Origin of the sequence: Nostoc sp. DedQUE02 (genome assembly GCF_034531035.1) — a bacterium.
GTDB lineage: Bacteria > Cyanobacteriota > Cyanobacteriia > Cyanobacteriales > Nostocaceae > Nostoc.
The window spans coordinates 172,890-198,724 of sequence record NZ_JAVRBY020000001.1 but is presented as its reverse complement, the minus strand read 5'-3'; the positions used below and the strand labels follow the sequence as shown (position 1 = coordinate 198,724).

Below are 25,835 nucleotides of genomic sequence, written 5' to 3'. Positions count from 1 at the left end.
AGCGCAACCCAACAAAGCTCCAGAAATGTTGGGTTTCCTTCCTCAACCCAACCTACACAGTTTAAGATTTTTGGCACTAACTCAAGCTTATTGCCATATAAAAGGCTCATTCTTATTAAGAATATTTTGAGTATTTTAACTGGTTGACAAAAAGCACTTTATATTTTAAGCGTCACGAATACTCACTCACTACTTTGGATTTAGTGATAGCTTCGCTATATTTGCCCTGTTTAGTTTAAATTTTCCGTAAATACTGCATGGTGAGGTGATTGATTAAATATGAGACAAATTAATTTGGAGTTTTTATATGACAGGTACTCAAGTTTTGACAGCAGCGAAATTTGTTATGAATTACATTGATAAAATATATCTTAATGAAGATAATATTTTACAGTTAGATATAAAACAGATCCATAAAGAAATTGAGAATTTCCATCAAGAAGTTTTGAATTTAATCCAACAAAAATGTATAGAAATTAAAGATATTAAACAAGGCAAAAGTGTCAATAATAATTCTAATTCCAATTCGGATATTTACCAATATTTAAGCATAGATGATTTTGCGAACGAAACAGAAAATCTTGTTTCAAAACTCACTGAAAAATCGGAAAGGATTAAAAAAGAAGCTACAGATTCAGAAGAGTTTTTGTCTTATTTTAAAGCTATTGCAAAATATTTTGAATTATTCAAAGAAGATACTTTTAAAAAAAGCCAGCACGATCAACCAGTGAGGAGGACAATCTCAACCATATTATTTAGTTTGAATAAGCAAGGACTTACAGAACAAGAACAAGCTGAAGCTATACAAACTATAAGTGTTTTGAATAGTTTTAAAAATACTGTACAGAAGCATTATATAGATATTAAAATTAAGTATATAGATTTAGATAAAGACTTGTCAAAGCATTGGACATCAAGAACATTAAAAAAATTATTTTATAAAATTAATAAAAATCCACTTAAAATGACTGCTTTATTGGTAGGCTCAACAACTTTATTGATTGGAACTACTATATTTAGTATTAAAAACTATTCTAATATGGAATTATATATTAAATATATGAATTTACCTAAAAGGGAGTTTTCGTATTCTCAGGTCGGAACATGGGATGATATAAATAAAGAAATAGTTGCTAGTAAAGAGTTAGCCAAGCTTAAATTAAACTCTGCAACTTATGATCCAAGAACAGCTGTTAATAGATTAATCAAAGGTGAGATTGATTTTGTCCAATCAATAAGCTCTCCTAGTTCAGATCAAAGCAAAGAAGCTAAGGAAATAGAAGTAAAATTAAAAACAGTTTCTGTAGGTTATTATTTAATTGCTATAGCTGTTAATCAAGAATTAAATCTTCAAAGCATAACATTTCCTGAACTCAAGAAAATTTATACAGGTGAAATAACTAATTGGAAACAACTCGGTGGCCAGGATTTAAAAATCACACCATATAAATTAGGAGATAAGCATCCAAATACTATGTTTTTTAAAGACTCTGTTTTGAGTGGAAGAGATTTTAGCGAAGGGGTTGTTACTGTAGATACAAACACCGAAGCACTTCAACAATTAAAACAAAAAGACCCTGGTGGCATTTATTTTGGTAGTGCATCCGAAATAGTTGATCAATGCTTAATAAATACATTATCAGTTAGCTATACAAAACAAGAAAAGCCTATTTCTGTATATCAAGAAGATGGTACATACAATAATCAATGCTCAAGAAAAACAAGAAAACAATCTCTAGATGGAATTCGTGATAATTATGCTTTTAAAAGACAAATTTTTGTCATCTTTAGAGAAGATGATAAAAATAATAGCATAGGAGATTTCTATACTAGTTGGCTTCTTTCAGAAAAAGGTCAAAAAGTCATAAAAAAAGCAAATTTTATTCCTATTAAGTAAAACAGCGATCGCCTGTAATTAACAATAAGAGGTGAGCAACGTTCGCCTCTTTTCAGGTACAGTATGATCATTTTTACTAAGATTATTTTGAGTATTTTAACAGATTGATAGCGCTTTATTTTAACTTCTCACAACTGCTCCCGGCTGGACTACTAGGAAAACCAAATGTGCATATAATTCGCTACTAAAGAGTTAAAAAAGTATCGTAAAGCACAAAAAACCAGCTAAGTTAGCTTGGTCTTTTAATTGTTATATTTTTATATATGTAGCTTTTCTAGTCAGTAGTACCGAGTCATTATATCATGTCTTAGTCTAAACTTTAATATTTAATCAAGTGTTTCCAGCTTACCTGTTTATAAATCTTCAGATAAAAGCTAACCATAAATTGCAAATTCGTGTAAATATAAAGAAAAGCTTAAGAGGTTACAGGCTTCATGGTAACTGCCAAAATGATGCAACAGCTCTGGGCTGTAATCGAGTCTACCCAGGTCAGCACCCTGCTCCAGTTTGATGATGCTGCTTTAGTACAATTGCTCCTCCAGCAGTTAAAAGCAAAGCAGGGACTTGATTCCCAGGCAGATAGCACTCTCAATACTTACATAAAATCTAAACTGCCCTTAATTCGCGATACAGCTGAAGGTCGATTATCTTTAGGGCAAGGCGGCAATCATTAGTACGATAAATAAAATGATTGCTTACTGCCAAGCATACGCTCAGAGTTCAAACAGTGCAATATTATGAATCACTGGCTAGTAATTGCCCTAGTAGCTTATCTAATTGGAGCAGCGATTGAAGGGGTGAGTACAGCCAGTCAGCTATTTCATTCAATGCCAGAACTAGCTAAAAGCAGACAAGCTAATCCTTCAGAGTCTGCCACTGAACCTAGTTCGAGTTGGCGAGTTGTGGCCGCCATTGCCTCAGTCAGTATTTGTGGAGCTTTTTTGTGGCCTTGCCGCCTTTTCCACCGTTTAATTAAAGGTAACATTGGCTCCTAAGCCTAAAACACCAATCAATATTTGATTCTGGAAGAACCTCTCCCCTAACCCCGTTTCAAACAGGGGAGTTTGGCTCCCACTTACTTATCATGCAGTTTGCTCTGGTTCTGTCGCTACATTTTGCCCAATTTTTGGCTCTGTTCCTGCAAGCAGTCGTTCGATATTAGTGCGATGGCGCAAAATCACATACAATCCACCAGCAATCCCAAACAAAATATAGGGTAAGGGTTGATGCAAAAGTACCATGAAAATGGAAACTGCGATCGCACCTGCAATTGAACTCAAAGAGACAATCCGCGATATTGCCACAACAACAGCAAACACAGCCGCCGTTGCTAAACCTATCTGCCAACTCATTGCCAACAAAATTCCCAAGCTGATAGCAACGGATTTACCACCGGTAAAACCCAAAAAAATTGATTTACTATGTCCCAAAATGGCAGCTAACCCAGCTAAGGTTACTATCCACGGTTGCCACACTTGTGCATCTACTGTTGGAGGGATATAATTTTGAATTGGCTCAAAATTGAACAACCAATAAACTAGAGCGATCGCTAATACTCCCTTCAAAGAATCAAGTACTAAAACGAACGCTCCTGGCCCTTTCCCCAAAGTTCTTAGTACATTAGTTGCGCCAGTGGAACCTGAACCAACTTCTCGAATATCAATACCTTTTAACTGCTTCACAGCAATATAGCCAGTGGGAAAAGAACCCAGCAGATAAGCTATGACAACAATTGCCCCACACAGAGTTAACCAAATAGCCATAATACAATTCAAAATTCAAAATTCAAAATTCAAAATTCAAAATTTAAAATTTAAAAAAGTCAAGAGTAATATCTCTTGACTAATGACCAATGACCAATGACTAATACTTCGACTACGCTCAGTACAAGTGACCAATGACTCATTTAAAAGTCGTCATCATAGTTTCTCACTGTTTTGGGGTCAGGAGCAAAAGCTAACCACAGGGGAAATTGTAGCAGTGACAAACTGATTTGTTCTTCTGAATCGTCAATGATAATTAAGGGTAGTTGATTGGCTTTCGTCAATCGGTCTGCTTTCTGAGCGACAGCATCAGATGCCTCAAATAATACCACACCCCGGTCTGGCCCGAAATCTGGGCGACCGATTCCTAGACAGTCCTGCAAGCCGCGCCGCCATTCACCTAATCGCTCTGGTGTATTAGCTAAGACCAAAGTACGGACGCGATCGCCATACAGTTTGTGTAATATCGAAATTGCAGCTGAGGCAATCAGGATATTCTGTAAGCGGCTACCCATTGTCCGCAAACCACCCCGTCCCCCTTGGGTAAAAAACCAGTTAGAGACTCGTTCAGCATGGATTGGTTCAAAGGTACGGCGTAGTTGCCACGGTGGGCCGTAGTAATCTGGTTTATTGCGGTATTGGTCAATTAAACGGCGAATTTGCTTTATAGTATCTTGAAACTGCTGTTGGGCAAATTGGGGTATTCCAGACTGTGGTTCAGCCGGTTTAGCCTCTTTTACAGATGGTTTTTCTCGTTCTACCACAGTTGGGGTCAGTTGCAACTGTTCAGCAGCAACGGCCAAATCCTGTAAACTACCCGTGAGATAGTCTTTAAAACCCTGCACTCGAATTGCCAAGTCTTGGGATGTACCAGCAAAAGTGGTTCGCATCTCGTTGCGGATACGTTCTTGACGGCGTTCTAGTTGTTCTACAGAAATTTGTAAGGTTTGTTTACGTTGTTCCAACTGCACCAGTGACTCTTGTACGAGTCGTCCCAATGAAGTTTGAGTTTCACTCACCTGTGCTTGCAGGTTTTCGTAAGAAGCTTGCAGCTTGGTTATTTCTGACTTGAGAGCTGCTTCAGCGCTCTGCAACTCTGCGACTCGCTGCTCTGCTTGTGCATATAATGATGAATGATTTCCCGATCCTATTTCAGATCCCAGGGCGACATTTTCTGCTTCTAACTGCGCTACAAACTCGCCATTGGAATTTTCTGTTAGCTCTACTGTCGAATCTACCACTTCTGCATTGGAAATGAGTGGCTCAAAAGTTGTGTAGTTTTCTGATGAGCTAATGGTTTCTGTTTCTAGCACTGGCTCAACAGATATATTTACTGGATTTTCAACTGCACTATTCTCTTCTGGTTTTTCTGTCAACCGCTCATCAATTGGTTCTGGGGTTTGAGATGCCTCTAGGTTCATAAACGATAGTCTAATTCCGATAACGCGAATAAATAGCTTTCAGAAATATTACAATTGACCTGCCATAAAAATCCTGAGTTATCAGTACTGAGTTATGAATCTAAATTAAAACAACTCAGCACTGATGACACTCAGTACTAAATACGCGGACAACGTTGTTCTAAGCAAGTTTTCAAGGTATTGGGGTCAAATAAAATCGGCAAAAAGTGAATACTTTTAATTTCTTTAAAGTAAAACAAGATGGGGACTCTATTCCAGAATATCCGCCAATTTTGCCATTCCTGGTAGGGAAAGCGTCGAATCAATTTTTCGCCTCTGTAAATATCTAAGTCGGTGGCGGTAAATTGCAAACGCAGCGTTAACGCCTGAAACATGAGAAACAAACCAAACAGTGTGAGAACGGAGCCTACCCACGGTTGTACCAACAGGATGGGAATCGCCGCAATCACCAACACTATAGGTATATTGTAACTAGGCTTAAGTTCCACAGTTGATGTGGAGTTAGGAGCAAATGAAGTGGTCACAGTCTTAAATCCTGCTTTGTTTAGTAGGCATCTCTCCTATTTTAGGAGTTAGGAGTTAGGAGTTAAAATTCCTCACTCCTAACTCATCAGTTTTATAGCCCGATGAATGCACTGCCAGTTCCCTGAAACATCAACCAAGAAAGGAAGAAGTTGCTAACAAATATAATTAGTAAGGCAGTCACAACAGCAGTTGTTGTTGACTGTCCTACACCTTTGGCACCTCCTGTTGTCGTCAGCCCCCAACTACAACCAATTACAGCGATTAAAATGCCAAAGCAACACGCCTTAATCATGGCGCTAAAAATATCCCAAAGACCAAGAAAATTACGGGCTGAGTCTAGAAATACCGTATCAGAGAGATTGTAGATACTTGTCGCAATGATGAATCCTCCAAACATCCCTGTCACTAAAGACAGAAGGGTTAAAATTGGTAGCATTAAACAGCAAGCAAGGACGCGGGGAATAACCAGATAATCGATTGGATCTGTTCTTAACATCAACATAGCATCGATTTGTTCTGAGACTCGCATGGTACCGATTTCGGCTGCAAAGGCAGAACCAACTCGCCCAGCCAAAATCACTGCTGTCAACACAGGAGTGAGTTCTCGTGTCAACGCTACAGAAAGGACTCCGCCGATAATGTTTCCGGCCCCAAAGTTGATAAATTCTCGCGCTACCTGAATAGTAAACACTGCGCCAACGAAAATAGCCGTCAATAGAGCAATAAATAGGGAATCTGGCCCAACTGCTGCCATTTGTTCTAAGGTGTTGCGCCGATGGATTTTGCCTTTCAATAGGTGAACTAGTACTTGCCCACCCAGAAAAATCGCTGCCAGCAATCGCTGACTCCATTCCGTTAAACTGGATTTGGATGTAGTCTGGTTCAATGTTCTGTAGCTAACTCGGTAACTGCCTTAAGAATAGCGGAAGTCATGGGGAATGGGGAATGGGGAATGGGGAATGGGGAATGGGGAATGGGGAAAAATTTGTTGCAAGTTCTCACTCTAGTCACTTTGTCCCCCTGCCTCCTGCCTCCTGCCTCCTGCTCCCCACTCCCCTAATCAGCATAAACATTAACTTAGATTAAAGATGCTCTCAGAAAGTTAAGCTGTTATTGAACGTGCTACAAAGCAATAAATAAGTAGTATTCTTGGCTATAATCTCGATTTTGCAAGGTTTTTGGAGATTGGATTGAATTTTTATATCCCCAGCATGTGCTGTAACTGCTTGCCCTTTATTTTAATTAAAACTTAAGATTTTTGACAGATTGTCTGCTCTGGAGCGATCGCACTTATTGTAGAAAATGACAAATCGCTATCTTGCGCTTGTCATCTCTACTCACGGAGTTGTCTTAAATGACTATTTTCACTAACTTTCTCCGCTCCCTACTACTGACGATCATATTTAGTTTTGTCGTTCCCATGTTCTTCGTTGGCGGCGGATTGCTTTTTCTATCTCTCATTGGCCATTTCCCTAGCTTACAAGAGTTAACGGCAGCGATCGCTACTGAGATTATCCATTTTCTTGCCACCTTCGGCAGTGGAACTCCTCTACGCGGATTATTTGTAATTAGCTTTACCTGTAGTTTCGTCGGCGCACTGTTTGATATGTACGTATATTACCGATATCAAATTTTGCGAATAGATTCATAAATAGTGAAATAGCTTCGTCAGGCGATCGTGGGCTATAAAAGCTCAAAAAAAGTGATATTTCCAAAAGTGAAAGTACTACTGGTCTTAACCTAAATAGAGGTTAGTGTTGCAAAAGGAATTTTTATTAATTAAATTGAATGTCGAAGTGATTAATTAAATATTTATTATTCATTAGTTATTAGTTATTAATTACTGACAACTAATAAAGGTGCGCGACCAGATTAAACCAGTTCTCAAAGATTAAAAAAGCCATAATAACAAGGGATTGGGAATTGTGAATTTTGCAAAATAGCAAAAATAGCCTTTCTAAATCATCACGTTAACGCTAAACTAGAGTTTGGCATTTTGTGTTAGGTGCAATCGTTAAGGATTTAATTAGCATTCATCGAGAATATCAAATAAAACTCACTGAAAAATATAAAAATTTCCTTAAAATCCTGATGAGTACAATGCCTGCTCATGTTTCTTAACAGAGCAAAGCAGGTCGTCTGACCGTTAGACATCTTATATTAAATTTATTACGAGGTATGTTTACAGCTCATGGTTTGGCCGTTTAAGCCCAAGTTTAAAAAACAAATTGCGCGGATTGAAATTACTGGTGCGATCGCCAGTGCTACTCGCAAACGCGTCCTAGAAGCCCTGAAAACTGTAGAAGAAAAAAAGTTTCCGGCATTATTGCTACGTATTGATAGCCCTGGCGGTACGGTCGGAGATTCCCAAGAAATCTACAGCGCCCTGAAGCGTTTGCGCGAAAAAATCAAAATCGTTGCTAGCTTCGGCAATATCTCGGCTTCTGGAGGAGTCTACATCGGCATGGGAGCCGAACACATCGTCGCCAACCCAGGTACGATTACGGGTAGTATTGGTGTGATTCTGCGTGGAAATAACTTAGAACGCTTGCTAGAAAAAATTGGTGTTTCCTTCCAGGTAATTAAGTCTGGCCCTTACAAAGACATTTTGGCTTTTGATCGGCAGCTAACTCAACCAGAAGAAAATATCCTGCAAGAATTGATTGACACAAGTTATCAGCAGTTTGTGCAAACGGTAGCTGATGGCCGTTCTTTAACGGTAGAAGCTGTGAAAAGTTTCGCCGATGGTCGGATTTTTACTGGACAGCAAGCCCTAGAATTGGGTGTTGTAGATCGCCTGGGCACAGAAGAAGATGCCCGTCGCTGGACAGCAGAACTGGTTGGTCTTGATCCAGAAAAAACTCTCTGCTATACCCTAGAAGAACGTAAACCCTTATTGAATCGCTTTCTACCAGGAAGCCGTCAGTTTTCATCAGGAATTGGAGCTGGTATTGATTGGCTCGAATTTGAAATGTCTACCAGTGGTTTACCTCTGTGGTTATATCGACCCTAATATGAATTAGGAGTTAGGAGAGACGCGATTAATCGCATCTGACAGGAGTTATGAGTTAAAAATCTTAACTTCTTATTCTCAACTCCTAATTCCTCACTTTTGTGTTTTAAGGAGGATTTTGGCGTGGACTGGCAAATGCGGGCTATTCGCGGAGCAACAACCGCTTCAGAAAATACTGTTGAGGTAATCCAAGAGGTGGTTACAGAACTACTAGATGAACTGGAAAACCGGAATCAATTCCAGCCAAAGGATATTATCAGTGTGACTTTCTCTGTAACACGCGATTTGGATGCTATTTTTCCAGCTGCGATCGCCAGAGCGCGTCCTGGTTGGGATAATGTGGCTATGTTGGATGTACAGCAAATGCACGTCGAAGGTAGCTTACAGCGCTGCATTCGGTTCTTAATTCACGCCTACCTGCCAGCCTCCGCCTCAATTCATCATATTTATTTACGCAACGCCGCCAGCTTGCGTCCTGACTGGAGTTTGCCCCAGTCATTACAAACATCACAGCCAATAGTTAAGTCAAAAGTGTAAGTTATTTAAGTAAAGCCTGTGTGAAAAACAGCACAAAAGGATTTGCGATGGTGGTGATGCGACTACTCAACCTGCTGCTATTGGTGGAAGACAGTAGCTTTTTGTAGTGATTTTAGATGATTGGTGGGGCGATGCCTACGGCGGGCTGCGCCAACGCGCCAAAATCAAGATGTCAAGTTGTGAAGGGAGTTTGCAATGAATCATCAAAAAGAACTCACTGCAATGCTTGTTCCGTTTTATCTAGGTGAAAAACGAGATTCAAAAGGTCGGACAATTCAACAAATGTGGGCTTGGGATTTTGAAGAATTGGAATGCACCCATGATTACATTCAGTGGTTGTTTCCTTTACCTGAGCAGAGTGCATTTAATTCTGATTCACCCATCGTTGATGAGCAAGTAATTCAAGCATTTCAAAGCAACCCCCACCTCCGTCAAAATTTGCTGCGTTCCTTCACAGTCATACTTCATTTTTATGGGTTGCAACGCCACGAGAGTAATGATGGAAAAATAGTTGTCAGCCAGTCAGAAGACTATCCGAATCGCAAACGTGAATGGGTCTCTATGTTTGACCACAATTATCTTCGCATCACCCGTATCTTAAAGTGCTTGATGACATTTGGATTACAGAATGAAGCCCAAGCTTTTTATGAATGCTTGCGGCAAATCTACAGTCACAATAGCGATCAAATTGGAGATAAAACATTTCAATATTGGACAAATGCGGTCAAACCCAATGCGATAATGTAACAATCTTGCTGAGTTTCGATGTAATTGAGATGGTTGGTTGCAAGGCATTTTCGCACTTGTTGAGCAATATCAGGTTGCCATTGACGTAGTTTTGTATCAAGTTATTCGACTCAAGTATCCACAAGATGTCATATTTGCTTCTATGTTAAATTATCTACCAGCAAGCACCAATTCAAAAATAAAAAAGAGCCAGAGAACTAACTCTCTGGCTCAAAGCTGGAGACAAAATAATCATTAGATAAAGGCTAACTTGGATAAGAACCTAAATTCTTCCCAGGTTATGCAGCCCTAAGACAGCGCCCACTCCTAAGATATGACCAAAGGCGGTACTTGCTAAAAGGGCTGGCAAACCAAAACCACCAAATAAATTGGGTGAGGGTAGTGCTGGTTCTGCATTAGGATACTTGATGGTAGATTTGCCAAAGGCAATGGCAATGATATTAGCGATAATGATAATCAGCCCAACTGTCGGACTCCATTGCAGGGGTGTGGTTGCAGCAGCGAGTAAGGTCGAAGTAAACACCTGATTTGCTCCTGAAATTTATTAATGGTTGAAAATATAATCTGAAACTTTCCGAAGCAAATTCAAGAAAATACCCGATTTTGCATCAATATTTAACACTTATTCTTATTACTTAATAGAATATGAGTTTAACGCGGTGATATGAGCGTGGTAAGTGGTTTAAATTTAAATATCTAAACTAAGTAAATTTTTGCTTAATTTATACTTATAACATCTGTAATTTAGCCTAAATAACTCTAATGCATCTATAGCTATCCGTGCAGGAGTTAGGAATAAAAAAACTCCTATTTCTTGAATAAGTTGAGGCTTTAAGTCAATACGCTTGGGTTAAGCATTTTTTCTTCCCTTGCTTCCCCTGTAACGCCAGCCTCCCCTGCCTGCCTCAACAGATTATTTTCTTAACTAAACTGTATTGGGTTCTAAGTCTCTCAGTGGAGAGCAATTTAAATAAGATTGCTATATCTATGAGATTAAATATATTAATGCTAACGAGGAAATATAATTTTCATCTATCAAAAGTATGAGCTGTAAATATCACAATTTCCTATATCTAAAGAAATTAAATATTATTTGTATTTAATCTAAAAGTATACTTCTGGCAGAGGATGTTAAAAAATATTAGACATAGTAAATTAAAATCAACATTAATCAAAGTTCCTAAACAATTCAGGCAAGTGTGCTATAACACGTGCTTGGAACAATCTAAAACTTTGTTAAAATCAGCAACACACAAACTATGAACTCTACCACCGAAAAACGTATCGCCTTGATTTCCGTCCACGGAGACCCAGCGATTGAGATAGGGAAAGAAGAAGCTGGGGGACAAAATGTTTATGTGCGTAATGTGGGTGAAGCACTAGCGCAGCTGGGATGGCAAGTTGATATGTTTACCCGCAAAGCGAGTCTGGAGCAAGACTCGATAGTTGAACATAGCAAAAATTGTCGAACTATCCGTTTAAAAGCTGGCCCCCTTGAGTTTGTGCCGCGAGATGAAATTTTTGAATATCTGCCAGAATTTGTAGATAATTTCCTCAAATTTCAAGTAAAAAACGAAATTACATACGAATTAGTTCACACTAATTATTGGCTCTCTAGTTGGGTGGGGATGCAGTTAAATAAAATCCAAAAGAGTAAACAGGTTCACACCTACCACTCCTTAGGAGCTGTAAAATATAACACTATAGAAAATATTCCTCTAATTGCTAGTCAGCGATTAGCAGTGGAAAAACAAGTCTTGGAAAAAGCAGAGCGAATTGTAGCGACAAGTCCGCAAGAAGAAGAACACATGCGATCGCTAGTTTCCACAAAAGGCAATATCGATATCATTCCCTGTGGTACAGATATTCAGCGCTTTGGCTCCATTGCACGAGAAGCAGCCAGGGCTGAATTGGGGATTGATAAAGAAACCAAAGTTGTACTATACGTGGGGCGCTTCGATCAACGCAAAGGTATAGAAACTTTGGTACGGGCGGTAAACGAATCTCAACTACGCAACTCCAAAAATATCCAGCTAATTATTGGTGGTGGTAGCACTCCAGGTAACAGCGACGGAATTGAGCGCGATCGCATTGGGCAAATCGTCAACGAATTGGGAATGAGCGACTTTACCACCTTTGCAGGTCGTCTGAGTCAAGATGTTTTACCAACTTATTACGCTGCTGCCGATGTTTGCGTTGTTCCCAGTCACTACGAACCCTTTGGACTAGTGGCGATCGAAGCGATGGCAAGCGGTACACCAGTGATAGCAAGCGATGTCGGCGGACTTCAGTTTACTGTAGTTAATGAAAAAACTGGTTTATTGGCTCCACCGCAAGATGTAGATGCTTTTGCCTCTGCGATTGACCGAATTCTCTTAAATCCAGAATGGCGAGATGAATTGGGTAAAGCTGGTAGAAAGCGCGTCGAAACTAAGTTTAGCTGGGATGGTGTTGCACATCAACTGAGTGAACTTTACACCGAACTGATGCAGCCACAAACAGTAGCCTCAACAGCAAAAGAACTAGTACACTCAACCGCCGAATTAGTGCAATCAGCAGCAAAAGAACTAGTACACTCAACCACCGAACTAGTGCAATCAGCAGCAAAAGAACCAGTTTTAGCTGCTAAATAACGCTTTTGTTTAACAGATAATGGTGAGTGAGTAACTCGGATAATATTTTGGGTTTATATTTGGTAGCGTAGGCGTAAAGCCTGCGGCATAGCTACGCTTCGGGCGTAGCCTCTAGTAGAGAAGCCCGCCGTAGGCATCGCCTGAACTTGGAAAACTCAACACCAAAAACAAACTGTATAAAAAACGAACTTATCACTTAAACGCAGAAGCTTATCTGATGATAATTTCTGCGTTTTTTGATTCGCAGTTATCACCAAAGCAAGTAACCGCTATGATAGGTGAGGTCTGTTATGCTTTAACTAAACAAAAATAAAAGCATAGCGATCGCTACCATTTGAATGTTAACAAGTAATCGCTTTGCAACCAGTTGACTTTACCACTCTCACAGCTGCTTGTAGCGAAATCCGCGCTAACTGGCTACCATCACGCTTAGAACAAGTTTACCAGCGCGATCGCTACACGATTGCTATGGCATTACGCACCCTAGAACAGCGAGATTGGCTACAAATTTCTTGGCATCCCCAAGCTGCACATATTTGTATTGGCGATCCGCCACCGCGATCGCCAGATACCTTTACCTTTAGCCAACAATTAATACATCAATTGGGTGGTTTGGCACTGGTAAGTATTGAAGCGATCGCCCCTTGGGAGCGTGTGATTGATTTACAATTTGCCCGTCGTCCTGGAGAAAGCGCTCTATATCATGTCTATGCAGAAATTATGGGCAAGTATAGCAACGTCATTCTCACCGACGCTAACAATATAATTATCACCGCCGCTCATCAAGTCAGTCAGCAACAATCTAGCGTCCGTCCTATCCAAACCGGACAATTTTATGAAACACCACCGAAACTAACTGGAAGTGTCCCCTACTTGAGTGAATCTCAAGAACGTTGGCAAGAACGGGTAAGTTTAGTACCAGGAGCAATCAAGCGGCAATTGCTCAAAAGTTATAGTGGCTTGAGTGCTGCACTAGTGGAGTTAATGCTGCTAGAAGCAAATATCGCATCAGAAACATCTACCAATACTCTCAACCCCGACGACTGGCGACGGCTATTTGAGCGTTGGCAAGAATGGCTGCAAGCTCTAGATTCCAAAGAATTTCAACCCGCTTGGACAAAAGATGGTTACACCGTAATGGGTTGGGGTGCAGTTGAAAAGGTCAAAAATATCCAGGAGTTACTGAACCGCTATTACAGTAACCAGATTAACCAACAGTTATTTTCCCAATTACGCCATCAGTTGAGTCAGAAGTTGAATAATATTCTGGCGAAATTACACAATAAAGCTCAAACCTTTGAGACGCGCTTGCAGCAATCAGATCGAGCCGATGAGTATCGGCAAAAAGCAGATTTATTGATGGCTCACCTGCAAAACTGGGAACCGGGGATGAAAGAAATTATCATTGCTGATTTTGAGACAAATTTACCAATAGCGATCGCACTCCAGCCAGATAAAAATGCCGTCCAAAATGCCCAAAGTCTTTACAAACAACACCAAAAGCTCAAACGCGCTCGTGCTGCTGTGGAGCCGCTACTGTTAGAAGTACAGACAGAAATTGAGTATTTAGAACAAGTAGAAGCTGCGATCGCTCAGATAGACACCTACCAAACAGCAGAAGATTTACGAGCTTTAGAAGAAATCCGTGAAGAGTTGATTGGGCAAAAGTATTTAGAAGATCCAGAATACCGCAGTCGCAGTGCAAACGAACCTCCCAGCACTAACTTTTATCGTTACCTTACCCCTGGTGGCTTTGAAGTATTAATCGGTCGTAACAATCGCCAAAATGACCAATTAACCTTTCGTGTAGCTGGGGATTATGACATCTGGTTCCACGCTCAAGAAATTCCAGGGAGTCATGTGTTACTACGTTTAGAACCGGGTGCTGTGGCAGAAGAAGCTGATTTGCAATTTGTAGCTAACCTTGCTGCATATTACAGTCGCGCTCGTCAGAGTGAGCAAGTGCCAGTAGTTTACACCCAGCCAAAACACGTCTATAAACCCAAAGGAGCAAAACCGGGAATTGCCATTTACAAGCAGGAGAGCATACTTTGGGGAAAACCACAAATGGTCATTAGTCATTAGTCATTAGTCATTCGGCATGGGTTATTCTCCTTGTTTCCCCAGTCCCATCAAACTGTATCAAATCTAATTCGCCTTCAAAGCGATCGCCTAGAGATTTTCTATGAACTCTTCCGGTATAACTTGCGCTTGCTTAAGAATGCCACTCAATGTTCCTACCTTCAATTCTGGATGCACAGGTACAACACAGCCAATCGTACCTTCTGGCGTTTGCTTCTTCATCACAACATGACTACCTGTTTGTCGAATTTGCTCAAAACCCAAACGCTCCAGTGCCCGAATTGCCTCCCTACTTGAGATTCGTGGCAACTTAGGCATAGGTGATTTCAATGCTGGTCATATACCTTGGAGATGTTTCAGGTAGAGGAAATTCCTCTAAGTAAAGCTGCGTTGCCTCTCTCAAGCTAGCAATTGCCTGTTCGATTGTCTCACCCTGATCGACCGTACCAACTTCGGGACACTCAGCTATATACATATCGTCCTCTTTATAAATAAGGACTGCAAAGCTGCGAGTTTTCATCGTACTGTATCCTCAATCCTTTTTATAGCAAGCATAGCATCACCCTCTATAAAGATTGCCGTCATGAACACCCATTAATGGAGCGATCGCGCCCAAAAAACTGTTTAGAACCCTGCCATCGATGTTGAATGAGAGCATTTTTCAAATCCCCAATTGCTGACTTCGACCATCCACTCAATGTGCCGAAGATGATTCGATCTCGTGGAGACCAAGTTGTTTCAAAAGATTCACTATCTTGGCTCTCAAACCGTAACTGCCAGAATGAATCGCTTGAATCTGCTAATCCATATTCGTCAAACTTCTGTTCATCAAGTTCTTCCTTAATGGGATGGTTCACCTGTATGCAGTAGACTTTCCACTTTATTCGATGCACTTCACCCGACCAAAGTAACTGCTCAGGCAATGGGTCTTGTTTGAGGCTTTCAGCAACCATAAAAATAAAAGTATTTGTCTTGCAAATATGATCGCTACTAATTCAACAGCGTAATCTCATACTACTAAAGTTTTATTCTGGCTAACTCGGCAAATTATTAACCCGCATCAAATCCAATTCCCGTTCAAATATTTCATCAATTGGCAACATTTGACCATCAGCAGTCATAAATTTATGGTCTTTTGTTGCCCGAATCACTGAACCATCTTCCAAGCAGTACTCAAACACCTCTTGTTGTCCGCGATCGTGCCACTGTGCTACAGGTTGCGTGTAAATATTTCCATTATCATCAACACTGTACACAGTACATTCAATGCCTTTTTCGACAATTTTCCCAATCGGCATTAATCCATATTCTACTGTCAATATTTCCGTGTCATAGCTTAAACAATATTCCGCAAACTTCAACATTTGCTCGAATAATTCATCCGCAACTTTTTTCTGAACGCCATTTTTAGCTGCGCCATCCACGAATTTTTCTCGCTGCTTTTGCATCTCAGAAACTTTCTTTTTACCCATCGCCCGACGCAGCAAGTCAGCTTGTCCTAAAGAATATCCCGCCATATCTTGAGCAATTTTCATGATTTGCTCTTGATAGACCATAATTCCATACGTTTCGTCTAAAATTGGTTCTAAAACAGTGTGTTGATAATCAATATTTTCTCGACCATGTTTGCGGTTAATAAATTTAGGAATCAGTCCCGCATCTAATGGGCCAGGTCGATAAAGTGCCAAAATTGAAGAAATATCTTCTATATTAGAAGGTTTCAAATCTCGCACTATCTGACGCATACCAGAAGATTCTAATTGAAATACCCCTTCTAACTCACCTGCTTCTAATAATTCATAAGTTTTTTGGACATCTTTTGGTAGAGTGCTATGTTCGCCTTTAGCTAATATCCTTTGGGCTTTTCTTTCATCGCGGGGAATTTCATCGGGATCGACCCGATATCCTCTCGTTTCTTGAATCAAATCTACAGTTTTTTGAATCAGCGTTAGGTTCCGTAAACCCAGAAAATCCATTTTCAACAAACCCATTGATTCCAGGTCTTCCATGAAATATTGGGTAATCACAGAACCGTCATTATTCTTCTGTAGCGGCACAATTTCATCAAGTGGTTCGTCTGAAATTACCACGCCTGCTGCATGAACACCAAAGGTTTTATTAGTTCCTTCAATTCGCATCGCCATATCAAGCCAATGGCGAACATGGGGTTCTCTATCATATTTCTCTTTAAACTCTGGTTCTGGAGTTTTATCGGAAACCATCACCTTGAGTTTCGTTGGTTTTCCCCGCACCACAGGAATCATTTTCGCCATTTTGTCAGCTTCCCCATAGGGAATATTCAATACTCTGGCGACATCTTTCAAAACTGCTTTAGAAGTTAGACGGTTAAAAGTAATAATTTGGGCAACTCTATCTGCACCATATTTCTCAGTGACATAATCAATCACTTTATCTCGTTGTTCAATACAGAAATCCGTATCAATATCAGGCATGGATTTCCGTTCTGGGTTCAAGAAACGCTCGAATAATAACCCATGATGTACAGGGTCAATATTAGTAATTCGCATCGCATAAGCGACTAATGAACCAGCCGCCGAACCCCGACCTGGCCCTACAGGAATATTATTATCTCTAGCAAATTTGATGTAGTCCCAAACAACTAAAAAGTATTTGGAAAAACCCATCTGCTGAATCATCTTCAGTTCGTATTCCAATCTTTCTTTATAGACGGAATCGACTTCTTGGCGAGATTTGCGATTTAACCGTTCTAACAGTCCACTCCATGCAACATCTTCGGCGTAAGTGTCAGCAGTATGACCAGAAGGAATGGGAGGTGTAGGTATCTGAGGCTCACCCATAATATGGTAAGGCTCAACTTTATCGGCCACTTCTCCAGTAGTAGCTACAGCTTCGGCAATTACATCATCCGGCAAATGATCGCGAAATAGCTGCTGCATCTCTTCACCAGATTTGAGATACTCTGTGCCGCTATAACGCATCCGCTTATCTTCAGCAATTAGCTTGTTAGTTTGAATGCATAGCAAAGCATCGTGCGCTTCAACGTCAAAACAAGAAATAAAATGTGAATCATTGGTAGCAACAATTTTAATCCCTAGTTCCCGCGCAATTTTGACTATTTCTACATTCACAATCCGGTCTTCTTGAGAGCCGTGGTCTTGAATTTCTAAATAATAATCATCACCAAATACATCTTTATACCATTGGGCAACTTTCCGGGCGGCATCTGGCCTATTACTAAGAATTGCTTGGGGAACTTCTCCACCCAGACAAGCGCTGGTGACAATCAAACCTTCATGATATTGTTTGAGTAAATCTTTATTAATACAAGGACGAGAAAAAATTCCTTTCCCTTGAACACCTTGGAGGTGAGAAATTGTAGTTAATTTAACTAAATTTTTGTAACCTTTGGTATTTTTAGCTAAAACGACTTGATGATACTTGGGACGATGACGTTCTTGTTTTTCAAGATCACCGTTTAGGATATACATTTCATTGCCGATTATCGGCTTAATATTTTGACTACGGCAGATTTTGATCAGTTCGACGGCTCCATACATGACACCATGATCGGTAAGAGCGATCGCTTTCATTCCCAGTGCGATCGCTCGATCTACCAACTCTGGTAGCTGACTTGCCCCATCGAGCAAACTATAGTCACTGTGAATATGTAAAGGAACAAAGGACATAAGCATCTCCAACCACAAGCCAAGACACCTCTAGGGGCCTACCTTGTGGTATACCCTTTCGAGCCAGATTTTGTAAAGCAACGGAATCTTAGATTAACAGTTTTTAACCAAAATTAAAGCTGTTCTTTTTCGGGAATTATCACTATTATTAGTGTTGTTTTAATAGTTACAGCAGTTAACCAGTATCTAGCCAATGAGTCAAACAGAGAGAACAACTTCGCCTGAAACCAAAGCTAGCCCTTGGTGGCAGCGTATCCCTCTCACGTTGCAAATTCTCATCGCCTTAATAGCGGCAGTCAGCGTCGGAATTGCCCTTGGTGCAGGGAATCCCAATCCCAGCAACGCCGCTTTAATCAATAATTTAGCAATTCCGGCAGAATTGGTGTTAAAGGCTCTCCGCGCCTTGGCTACACCCCTGATTCTGGTAGCAGTACTGCATACTTTAATGACTACCAATATCCCTGGTACAGCCGGACGGCGGTTGGCAGTGTTACTTTTAACTAACACTACCGTAGCTATTTTGGTGGGACTTTTGGTGGCTAATGTACTGCGTCCGGGGACTTGGGGCAATGTAAACACCTCAACAAGTACGGCAATAACTGCTCAAAGTCTCGATCCTTGGGGAATACTCAAAGATGCTGTACCAGAAGCCGTCCTCAAGCCATTGGTTGATAATAATGTCATCCAGTTGATTGTGATTGCCCTGAGTTTTGGCATCGTCCTGCGGGCATTAAAATCTGAACAAATCGCCCAAGGCAAGAATGGATTTCAGCCGATAGAGGATGTCATCGGAATTTTATTTGAAGCGGTAGTCCGCATCCTCAACTGGGTAATTGCCTTAGTACCGTTCGCAGTCTTTGGGATTGTAGCTAAAACTATTGCGATGCAGGGCTTTGCACCGTTTAAATCTTTGGGTGCATTTATCGTCGCTGTATTGTTAGCACTGGTATTGCAGGCGTGCTACTACCTCACCAGAGTCAAATTTGGTTCTTGGGTACACCCGCTAAAATTTCTAGCTGGCGGTTCTGATGCCTTTTTGACAGCTTTCTCAACTTCTTCCTCGGCGGCGGCAATGCCCGTAACCTTTGAGGTTTTGCAAACAAAAGTCGGTTTAAGGGAATCTTCTGCTGCCTTGGGGGCATTAGTCGGGGCAAATTTCAATAATGATGGTACTGCCCTTTATGAAGCAATGTCTGCGTTGTATATTTCCCAACTGATTGGGCAACATTTGAGTTTAGGACAGCAGTTAATTGTCATCCTTACCTCGATTTTTGCATCTGTGGGTGCGGCAAATATTCCCAATGCAGGGCTGGTAACAATGACACTAGTGTTCACTTCTGTCGGCTTACCTACCCAGTACATCGCTTTGCTAGTTACTGTAGACTGGTTTTTGGATCGCTGCCGCACCGCAATTAATGTTATGGGAGATATGACTGTTAGTACTTTACTTGACGGCAAAAAGCCACGTTCTGTAGACGAGGCTTAGTTTGCCAGCTTTTCAAATATCTAATGCTGTTGAGGCCCTTTGGCGTCACATTCTTTTGTCCAGCAACGTTCTAAAAGTTGCAGACGCCAGACTAATACGAAACGTTGGGGATTCAATATTAATTTAGTATCGCGACTAAATAAGGGCTGGTTCAGATACTGCCAAAGAGGAAATTTAATTTTGGTGTGTTTTGGAGTCATAAGAACAACAAAAAATATAAAAGTTTTGTCTAGAAACTGCCTGATACTGTTTTTCTAGTTAAAGGCTACCCTGCGTTTTTGCTATTGTCTTTGTGGCAATTGCGGAATTTCAGCAAGTGAATTTATGTTGTTTCCGCTTTAATACTGAAATTACACGCACCATGTTTCTGATTCCATATCTTGTGAAAAGTCAAATAAATTGGTAAGGGCATACAGATGTATGACCCTATCGCTGATTGATTGTTGCAAAATTTTTTTTTGTTAGCGATCGCATTGCCATCTAGAATCTTAACTAGTTAGCTTTTCATCCCACCGTTACCACCCGCCGAATTTCGTCGCTACGAAACCCGATCGCCATTGGACGACGTACCCCCAAAAGTGCTACCACGTCGTACAATTCCAGTACTACCCCTTCCATTCGCAGGGAGTGGACAATATCACCGCTTCTTAAGTCAATCACTAGTAACCCACAGCGAGGCTCAACGTTTTTTTGTTGCAATTTATCGTCTAGGGGCAAGCCGCTAAAGGTCTTGTTATGTCTGGGTTGCGAAATTCCCACTATTGCAAAGTTGCCATAAAATGCACAACCGCGCAGATATCCCGGACAGAAGACGACTGGCTCAAACACTCCCCGCTTTAAATCAGCAAAGCCAAACTCTCCCGCGCCTGAGTTGAGCAGCCAGAGTTTTTCTTGATGCCAGCGCGGGGAGTGGGGCATGGATAGTCCGCGCAATACAATTTCATTGCTTTCTACGTCAATGACACAGCCGCCGTTTGCCCGATGCTCCCGCCAGCCTTCTGCTACATCTGACTGGCTGACGGCAGTGACGTATTTAGGTTTTCCTTGTTGCATTGCCAACCCATTCAGGTGACATCGATCTTCCGCCGCTAGCTTGCTGATAAAGGTTGGTTGCCACAGAGGAACGAAACTGTGGGTTTCGCTGACTGCTGCTAAACAACTAAATAAGGTATTGACAAATACTAATTTTTGCGAGTTTAAATCTTTTTCTTCTGCTCTACTCAAAGCGATGTCGTGAATATCCAAATCTCCAGTCACATAACTCATCTGGGGCAAATAAAGAGCATCGTAGCCTTGGTGATTTTGTCCAGGTTGGATGATGTTTTCAAATCGCCAGAGTTGATACAGGGAACTCATGTAGAGGCTGTTGCCATTGGCATACAAACCCATGCACCGCTCAAAGCTACGTTCAAATACGGATAATTTACCGTTTGGTTGCAAGCCGATGAAGAATAATTTTCCCGCTTGATAGGTAGTGAAGGCCAAACTGAGGTTTTGCTCATACAGCCAAGGGGTGAACTGGCGAGAAGCGTTGATTTCGAGAGATGGTTTGTTAATGTTGCTGTCATTAGGATTCACTTGGTTTTGACTCCTTGATAACTCTGGTGTTCTTTCAGTGATAATTTCGCCGCAGGCACGGATGCTTCTGACTTTTCACGTTATGTGGAAAAGCTAAGGATTAACCTAACGTGAGTTCGATGAACCTCTCCCGGACAACCTCCCTCTCCCACAGGGAAAGGGAGAAGCAACGATAAATTAGGGTTTTGGCTCCCCTCTCCGACACGGAGAGGGGTTAGGGGAGAGATCAAAAAAGGACTTGTCGAACTCACGTTAACCTAACCCCCTAGCCCCCTTCCCGCGACGGGAAGGGGGAAAATTCAAAGTCTCTCTCCTTAAAAGAAGAGAGAAATAGAACAGAGGTTTTCCAGATCCCGTGAAAAGTCAGACGGATGCTTCTACTCTTGAATGTAAGCTAGGCAATACACTAGCAACAGCGTTCCCGTTATCATAGACACGAAGTGGCTTCTTGTTCGCGTAGCGTCTTTGAAGGAGAAGGGTAGGACACAAAGAAAGAAGTTAAAAAGGTTTGGCCTCACAAAGAAATGGTATTAGTACAGCTTTGCGTAAAATCGTAGCGTTTTTAATGCAAGAGGACGCATTGGCATTGTCAGTCGATGCATTGACATTGTTAGTTGATGCATTGGCATTGTTAGTCGATGCATTGGCATTGTTAGTCGATGCATTGGCATTGTCAGTCGATACACTGCTATTGCAGGGTATTGCCAAATTTAATTCATTACGAATTAATGAAATGCTGTACTTAGTCAATAACTAAAATTCTCTTAGGCGGACTCTGCATCTTGACAAAAAAATGAGATGGACATCTTGTCCATCCCACAATAAAAAAGAGAATCTTGTCATAAAACGCTTTGCCTTGCCTATATTTAAGCTAAAGCGCTTCCCTAAGTTAAATGTCTCATGATTTAATAATGAGTGCCGGTTTTGCGATGGTTAATGGCAGTCACAGCATCAGGTTTGAGTAATTTACCTTCATCCACAGTTGCATACACAACCCAATGATCGCCACATTCTAGACGTTGGTTGACTGAGCATTCCAAATATGCTAGTGCATCAGTGAGGACAGTACAACCGTTATCTGCAACTGCTGTACTAAAGTTGGCAAATCGATCTTCCCCAGGTGCGAAAGATTTACGGAAATGTTTCATGTAGTCTTGATGATTGCCTTCAGGTAGAATATTTAAGGCAAACTTACCGCCTGGATACATCAAAGATTCGATCGCTCGCTCTTTGGCGATCGCCACTGTTATTCCAGGTGGGTTGAAGGTGGCTTGAGAAACCCAAGCGCCTAACATTGCGGTAGACACTTCTCCAAGTTTTGCTGTCACCACGCAAACGGAACCAACGATCCGACCAACAGCCTGTTCCACTGGAGTCGCGGCTTGTTGGGGTAGGCGTACCTTTTTAGCCTTTTTCAGTGCTTGGGCAAAGTCTGTACCTAATTCTTCACAGAATTTGAGAGTGACATCATCAGGTTTAAACTTCACCTTCAAAGTGTCAAAACCAAAGCGATACCCAGCATCCCGGAGTTTACCTTCGATTAAGTCAAAGGCTTCGCCACTCCAGCCGTAGGAACCAAAGACTCCAGCGAGTTTACTGTTGTCACCACTCGATAGCACAATCCCTAAAGCAGTATGAATCGGAGTTGGTGCATGACCACCAATGGTAGGAGAACCGATGATAAAACCCTCTGACTGTGCGAGATTGATGCGAATTTCATCAGGGGTAGCAAATTCGCAGTTAATCGATTTGACTGCGACTCCACCTTTAGTTAATCCCAGAGCGATCGCTTGTGCTAAAGTCGCTGTATTCCCGTAAGCTGAAGCATAAAGTAAAGCAACAGAAATCTCGCGATCGTTGTGAGAACGGCTCCACTCTCCATAAGCTTTGGTAAGTTCAATTAAGCCGGTGCGTACTAAGGGGCCGTGACCGACAGCATACATTCTCACCTGCAAATCTGATATCTTCTCCAAAGCTGCTTGCACATGAGGAGTTTGGGGAGCCATCAGGCAGTTAAAGTAGTAACGCTGGTCTTCTTTGAGTGCTTCCCAGTTATCATCAAACAGTTCATCGCCACAGAGATGAGTTGCAAATAACTTATCTGTGTAGAGAATTTGGGTTTGCTGGTCGTAGGTACAAAGTCCTTCCGGCCAACGCGGACTCGGAGTGGGTAAGAATTTCAAAACATGACCCTTACCCAAATCCAGAGTTTCTTTCCCCCGCATCACCAAGACGTTTAAATCTTGCTCTAAGAAAGCAGCACGCAAATTGTTCGCACCAGGAAGAGAACAAACAAAAGTTACCTGTGGTGCTAGTTCTAAAATTGCTTTGAGGGTTGCAACTCGATTGGGACTAAAATGGCCCAAGATTATATAATCCAAACTTTGTAAATCTAAAGTCTGCCGCAATGCCTCTAAATAAATTTCGGTAAAGCTTTCTGGCGGTGGATCAAGAAGTGCGGTTTTATCAGCTTCAATCAAATAGCAATTGGAAGTAGTACCTCTTTCAAGTGCGTATTCAATTTCAAACCGCAGACGTGACCAACTACGTGCTCTGATCGCCTTAGTATTTGTAGCAATTGGTAGAACTTGTACGTCGCGTGGCTTGGAATTGGTCATAGCTGTTGGATCAAATTAGGGAATAGGGAACAGGGAATAGGGAATAGGTTATGGGGTATGGATCATAGGAAACAGGGGATAGTTTTCTTTTCTGTCCCCTGTCACCTATCACCTCTTCCCTATTTGTTAGTAGTAATTACCTACTTTGCGATGGCGAACGGCTGTCAATCCATCGTTTTTGGAGACACGGCCTTCTTGGACGGTGCAGTATAAAATCCAGTGGTCGCTGCATTCCATGCTGCTCTGTATTTCACATTCCATATATGCCAAAGCATCTGTTAGAATCGGCGAACCGTTTTTCGCGGGTTGAGTTTTCACCCCAGCAAAGCGGTCAGCACCAGGATGCAAGCGTTTGAGGAAATGTTTCTTGAGTTCTTGATAATTGCCTTCTTCCAAAACGTTGAGGACGAAACGATCGCCTACTTGCATTAAGGAATCAATAGCACGGTCTTTCGCAACGGCAATTGTGAATCCTAATGGTTGCAAACTCGCTTGCGTTACCCAGGATGCCAGCATTGCACTTGAGACATTATCTTTTTTAGTCGTGACTATATACAGTCCACTACTAATCCGACCCAGCGCTTTTTCCATGTTGACATCAAGGGACTTGATTTGCTTGATGTTGCGATCGCGCACTAGCAATTGTCCAATGTCTTTACCCGCTTCTTCACACAACTGGAATGTTGATGCGCTGGGAGTCTCTTTAATCCGAATGGGTGGGAAAGCTTCTTTGATGCCAGAGTCAAGGAATTGTCTGCGGAGTGTATCAATGGGTTCATCATCCCCACCGTAACATTCAAACAGCCCAAGAAATTGCTTGTTCTTGGCGACAGCTAGCACCGAACTGATACTAGCTTGGGCGGCAGCGGAGGTAGTTGGGGGCATCCCGATAATGATGCCAGCTGCTCTCCCGGCTAGTTCTTGAATTTCTTGGCTCTGGGCAGTACTCAGATCCAGTACTTCTACGCCAACGCCAGTTTTCAGGATACCTTCGGCAATTGCGTGACCAAGGCGTTCGCCATACCCATACTCTGAGACGAAAAACAAGCCAACTGTTGTTTCTGCTTTCGCTTGTCTTTGGCTCCAATTGTCGTAGCACCCAGTTAGAACATCTAAATGGTGGTATAATAATGGCCCGTGACCATTGGCGATTATATTAATCTTCCCTAGTTCGCTCATCCGCTTCATCGCATTCAGCAGCGAACGAGCGTTAGGGCCCATCAAGCAGTCGTAGTAAAATCTAAAGTCAGCTTCAATCGCTTCTAAATCTTCGTCGAAGGTGCGATCGTCACAAAAATGCATCCCAAAAGCATCACAGGTGTAGAGAATTTGGGTTTTGCGGTCAAAGCTAAAGATTGTATCCGGCCAGTGCAGGTTAGGCGCACTCACGAATTCCATTTCGTGTCCTTTGCCGATATCGATGCGATCGCCAGTTTTCACAACCCGCTTGGAAAAAGGATCGTGTACTAAACCTTCCAAAAACTGAAGCGCAACTTTTGAGGCTAAAACAGTGGCTCTAGGAGCTAACTGAAGGACATCTTCTACCAAACCGCTATGGTCTGGCTCTGTGTGACTAACAATTATGTAATCAATTGTTTTGGGGTTAACAAGACCTTTTAAAGTCTCTAAATACAGATCGCGAAACTTCTGGTGAGAAGTATCAATCAAAACTGTTTGTTCGCCCCTAATTAGATATGAATTGTAGGTTGTACCGTTTTGCAGTCCGAATTCGATATCGAAGCGATCGCGATCCCAATCAAGAGAGCGAATCGCCGTTGTGTTAGGGGCAATTTCTACAGTTTGTATAGTTAGCCGATGTTGAACGTTCTCTGCGACCGCTACCATTATTCGTCTCCGAGCGCAAATT

At 41.6% G+C, this 25,835-nt stretch carries 23 protein-coding genes and 1 pseudogene; 11 read left to right on the top strand and 13 right to left on the bottom strand.

Annotation, left to right across the window (positions count from 1 at the left end; genetic code table 11):
• The first annotated feature begins 307 nt into the window (after window positions 1-307).
• The 3 genes from RMX98_RS00910 (at window position 308) to RMX98_RS00900 (ending at window position 2,892) form a co-directional block, all read left to right on the top strand.
• Window positions 308-1,897 carry a PstS family phosphate ABC transporter substrate-binding protein gene (locus RMX98_RS00910; protein WP_322679193.1) on the top strand — a complete coding sequence of 530 codons (1,590 nt, stop codon included), beginning with the start codon at window positions 308-310 and terminating at the stop codon, window positions 1,895-1,897.
• A 434-nt stretch (window positions 1,898-2,331) separates the two neighbouring features.
• Window positions 2,332-2,571, top strand: a complete 240-nt coding sequence (locus tag RMX98_RS00905; protein WP_322679192.1) for a hypothetical protein — start codon at window positions 2,332-2,334, stop codon at window positions 2,569-2,571.
• Window positions 2,572-2,634: 63 nt separating this feature from the next.
• On the top strand, window positions 2,635-2,892 hold the full coding sequence (locus RMX98_RS00900) for a hypothetical protein (RefSeq protein ID WP_322679191.1): 258 nt from the start codon (window positions 2,635-2,637) through the stop codon (window positions 2,890-2,892).
• A gap of 87 nt (window positions 2,893-2,979) precedes the next feature.
• Here the strand turns inward: RMX98_RS00900 and plsY are convergent, their stop codons facing one another.
• The 4 genes from plsY to RMX98_RS00880 form a co-directional block, all read right to left on the bottom strand.
• Window positions 2,980-3,660: a glycerol-3-phosphate 1-O-acyltransferase PlsY gene (plsY, locus tag RMX98_RS00895; protein WP_322679190.1), complete on the bottom strand. Its 681-nt coding sequence runs from the start codon at window positions 3,658-3,660 to the stop codon at window positions 2,980-2,982.
• A gap of 143 nt (window positions 3,661-3,803) precedes the next feature.
• Window positions 3,804-5,081, bottom strand: coding sequence for a DUF3086 domain-containing protein (locus tag RMX98_RS00890; protein WP_322679189.1), 1,278 nt, complete (start codon window positions 5,079-5,081; stop codon window positions 3,804-3,806).
• Window positions 5,082-5,218: 137 nt separating this feature from the next.
• Window positions 5,219-5,605, bottom strand: a complete 387-nt coding sequence (locus RMX98_RS00885) for a DUF3119 family protein (RefSeq protein ID WP_322679188.1) — start codon at window positions 5,603-5,605, stop codon at window positions 5,219-5,221.
• 92 nt (window positions 5,606-5,697) lie between these two features.
• Window positions 5,698-6,492, bottom strand: a complete 795-nt coding sequence (locus tag RMX98_RS00880; RefSeq protein WP_322679187.1) for an MlaE family lipid ABC transporter permease subunit — start codon at window positions 6,490-6,492, stop codon at window positions 5,698-5,700.
• 468 nt (window positions 6,493-6,960) lie between these two features.
• On the opposite strand from RMX98_RS00880, the gene RMX98_RS00875 reads away from it, so the two are divergent.
• The 4 genes from RMX98_RS00875 to RMX98_RS00860 all read left to right on the top strand — a co-directional run bounded on the left by RMX98_RS00875 (window position 6,961) and on the right by RMX98_RS00860 (window position 9,903).
• Entirely contained in the window at window positions 6,961-7,257 is a 297-nt protein-coding gene (locus tag RMX98_RS00875; RefSeq protein WP_322679186.1) for a hypothetical protein, read from the top strand.
• Between the two features lie 540 nt (window positions 7,258-7,797).
• Entirely contained in the window at window positions 7,798-8,619 is an 822-nt protein-coding gene (gene sppA, locus RMX98_RS00870) for a signal peptide peptidase SppA (RefSeq protein WP_322679185.1), read from the top strand.
• A 123-nt stretch (window positions 8,620-8,742) separates the two neighbouring features.
• Window positions 8,743-9,156, top strand: a complete 414-nt coding sequence (gene aroH, locus RMX98_RS00865; RefSeq protein WP_322679184.1) for a chorismate mutase — start codon at window positions 8,743-8,745, stop codon at window positions 9,154-9,156.
• Window positions 9,157-9,351: 195 nt separating this feature from the next.
• Window positions 9,352-9,903, top strand: coding sequence for an opioid growth factor receptor-related protein (locus RMX98_RS00860; RefSeq protein WP_322679183.1), 552 nt, complete (start codon window positions 9,352-9,354; stop codon window positions 9,901-9,903).
• A gap of 262 nt (window positions 9,904-10,165) precedes the next feature.
• Here the strand turns inward: RMX98_RS00860 and psaK are convergent, their stop codons facing one another.
• On the bottom strand, window positions 10,166-10,426 hold the full coding sequence (psaK, locus tag RMX98_RS00855) for a photosystem I reaction center subunit PsaK (RefSeq protein ID WP_322679182.1): 261 nt from the start codon (window positions 10,424-10,426) through the stop codon (window positions 10,166-10,168).
• 736 nt (window positions 10,427-11,162) lie between these two features.
• On the opposite strand from psaK, the pseudogene RMX98_RS00850 reads away from it, so the two are divergent.
• Window positions 11,163-12,398: pseudogene (locus RMX98_RS00850) on the top strand (glycosyltransferase family 4 protein); the annotation flags it as partial.
• A gap of 495 nt (window positions 12,399-12,893) precedes the next feature.
• On the top strand, window positions 12,894-14,621 hold the full coding sequence (locus tag RMX98_RS00845) for an NFACT family protein (RefSeq protein ID WP_322679181.1): 1,728 nt from the start codon (window positions 12,894-12,896) through the stop codon (window positions 14,619-14,621).
• An 87-nt stretch (window positions 14,622-14,708) separates the two neighbouring features.
• Here the strand turns inward: RMX98_RS00845 and RMX98_RS00840 are convergent, their stop codons facing one another.
• From RMX98_RS00840 to RMX98_RS00825, 4 genes are all read right to left on the bottom strand, one after another.
• Window positions 14,709-14,936: a type II toxin-antitoxin system HicA family toxin gene (locus tag RMX98_RS00840; RefSeq protein WP_322679180.1), complete on the bottom strand. Its 228-nt coding sequence runs from the start codon at window positions 14,934-14,936 to the stop codon at window positions 14,709-14,711.
• Window positions 14,929-15,138 (bottom strand): type II toxin-antitoxin system HicB family antitoxin, encoded by a 210-nt coding sequence (locus tag RMX98_RS00835; RefSeq protein ID WP_094330857.1) that lies wholly within the window; start codon window positions 15,136-15,138, stop codon window positions 14,929-14,931. The genes RMX98_RS00840 and RMX98_RS00835 overlap by 8 nt, the downstream gene beginning before the upstream one ends.
• A gap of 61 nt (window positions 15,139-15,199) precedes the next feature.
• Window positions 15,200-15,571, bottom strand: coding sequence for a hypothetical protein (locus tag RMX98_RS00830; protein WP_322679179.1), 372 nt, complete (start codon window positions 15,569-15,571; stop codon window positions 15,200-15,202).
• An 81-nt stretch (window positions 15,572-15,652) separates the two neighbouring features.
• A complete protein-coding gene (locus tag RMX98_RS00825; RefSeq protein WP_322679178.1) occupies window positions 15,653-18,286 on the bottom strand; it encodes a DNA polymerase III subunit alpha in 2,634 nt (877 codons plus the stop codon).
• Window positions 18,287-18,479: 193 nt separating this feature from the next.
• Between RMX98_RS00825 and RMX98_RS00820 the strand changes: the two genes are divergently transcribed.
• The gene (locus RMX98_RS00820) at window positions 18,480-19,772 is read left to right on the top strand and encodes a dicarboxylate/amino acid:cation symporter (protein WP_322679177.1); all 1,293 of its coding nucleotides are present in this window, start codon (window positions 18,480-18,482) and stop codon (window positions 19,770-19,772) included.
• A 20-nt stretch (window positions 19,773-19,792) separates the two neighbouring features.
• Here RMX98_RS00820 and RMX98_RS00815 read toward each other — a convergent pair whose 3' ends face one another.
• Together RMX98_RS00815 and RMX98_RS00810 are read right to left on the bottom strand one after the other, a co-directional pair.
• Window positions 19,793-19,972: a hypothetical protein gene (locus tag RMX98_RS00815; protein WP_322679176.1), complete on the bottom strand. Its 180-nt coding sequence runs from the start codon at window positions 19,970-19,972 to the stop codon at window positions 19,793-19,795.
• Between the two features lie 304 nt (window positions 19,973-20,276).
• Window positions 20,277-21,350, bottom strand: a complete 1,074-nt coding sequence (locus RMX98_RS00810; RefSeq protein ID WP_322679175.1) for a TIGR03032 family protein — start codon at window positions 21,348-21,350, stop codon at window positions 20,277-20,279.
• Window positions 21,351-21,915: 565 nt separating this feature from the next.
• Between RMX98_RS00810 and RMX98_RS00805 the strand changes: the two genes are divergently transcribed.
• Entirely contained in the window at window positions 21,916-22,107 is a 192-nt protein-coding gene (locus tag RMX98_RS00805; RefSeq protein WP_409880968.1) for a hypothetical protein, read from the top strand.
• 148 nt (window positions 22,108-22,255) lie between these two features.
• Here RMX98_RS00805 and RMX98_RS00800 read toward each other — a convergent pair whose 3' ends face one another.
• Window positions 22,256-23,968: a diflavin flavoprotein gene (locus RMX98_RS00800; RefSeq protein WP_322679173.1), complete on the bottom strand. Its 1,713-nt coding sequence runs from the start codon at window positions 23,966-23,968 to the stop codon at window positions 22,256-22,258.
• 126 nt (window positions 23,969-24,094) lie between these two features.
• A complete protein-coding gene (locus tag RMX98_RS00795; protein ID WP_322679172.1) occupies window positions 24,095-25,813 on the bottom strand; it encodes a diflavin flavoprotein in 1,719 nt (572 codons plus the stop codon).
• Window positions 25,814-25,835: the final 22 nt, after the last annotated feature.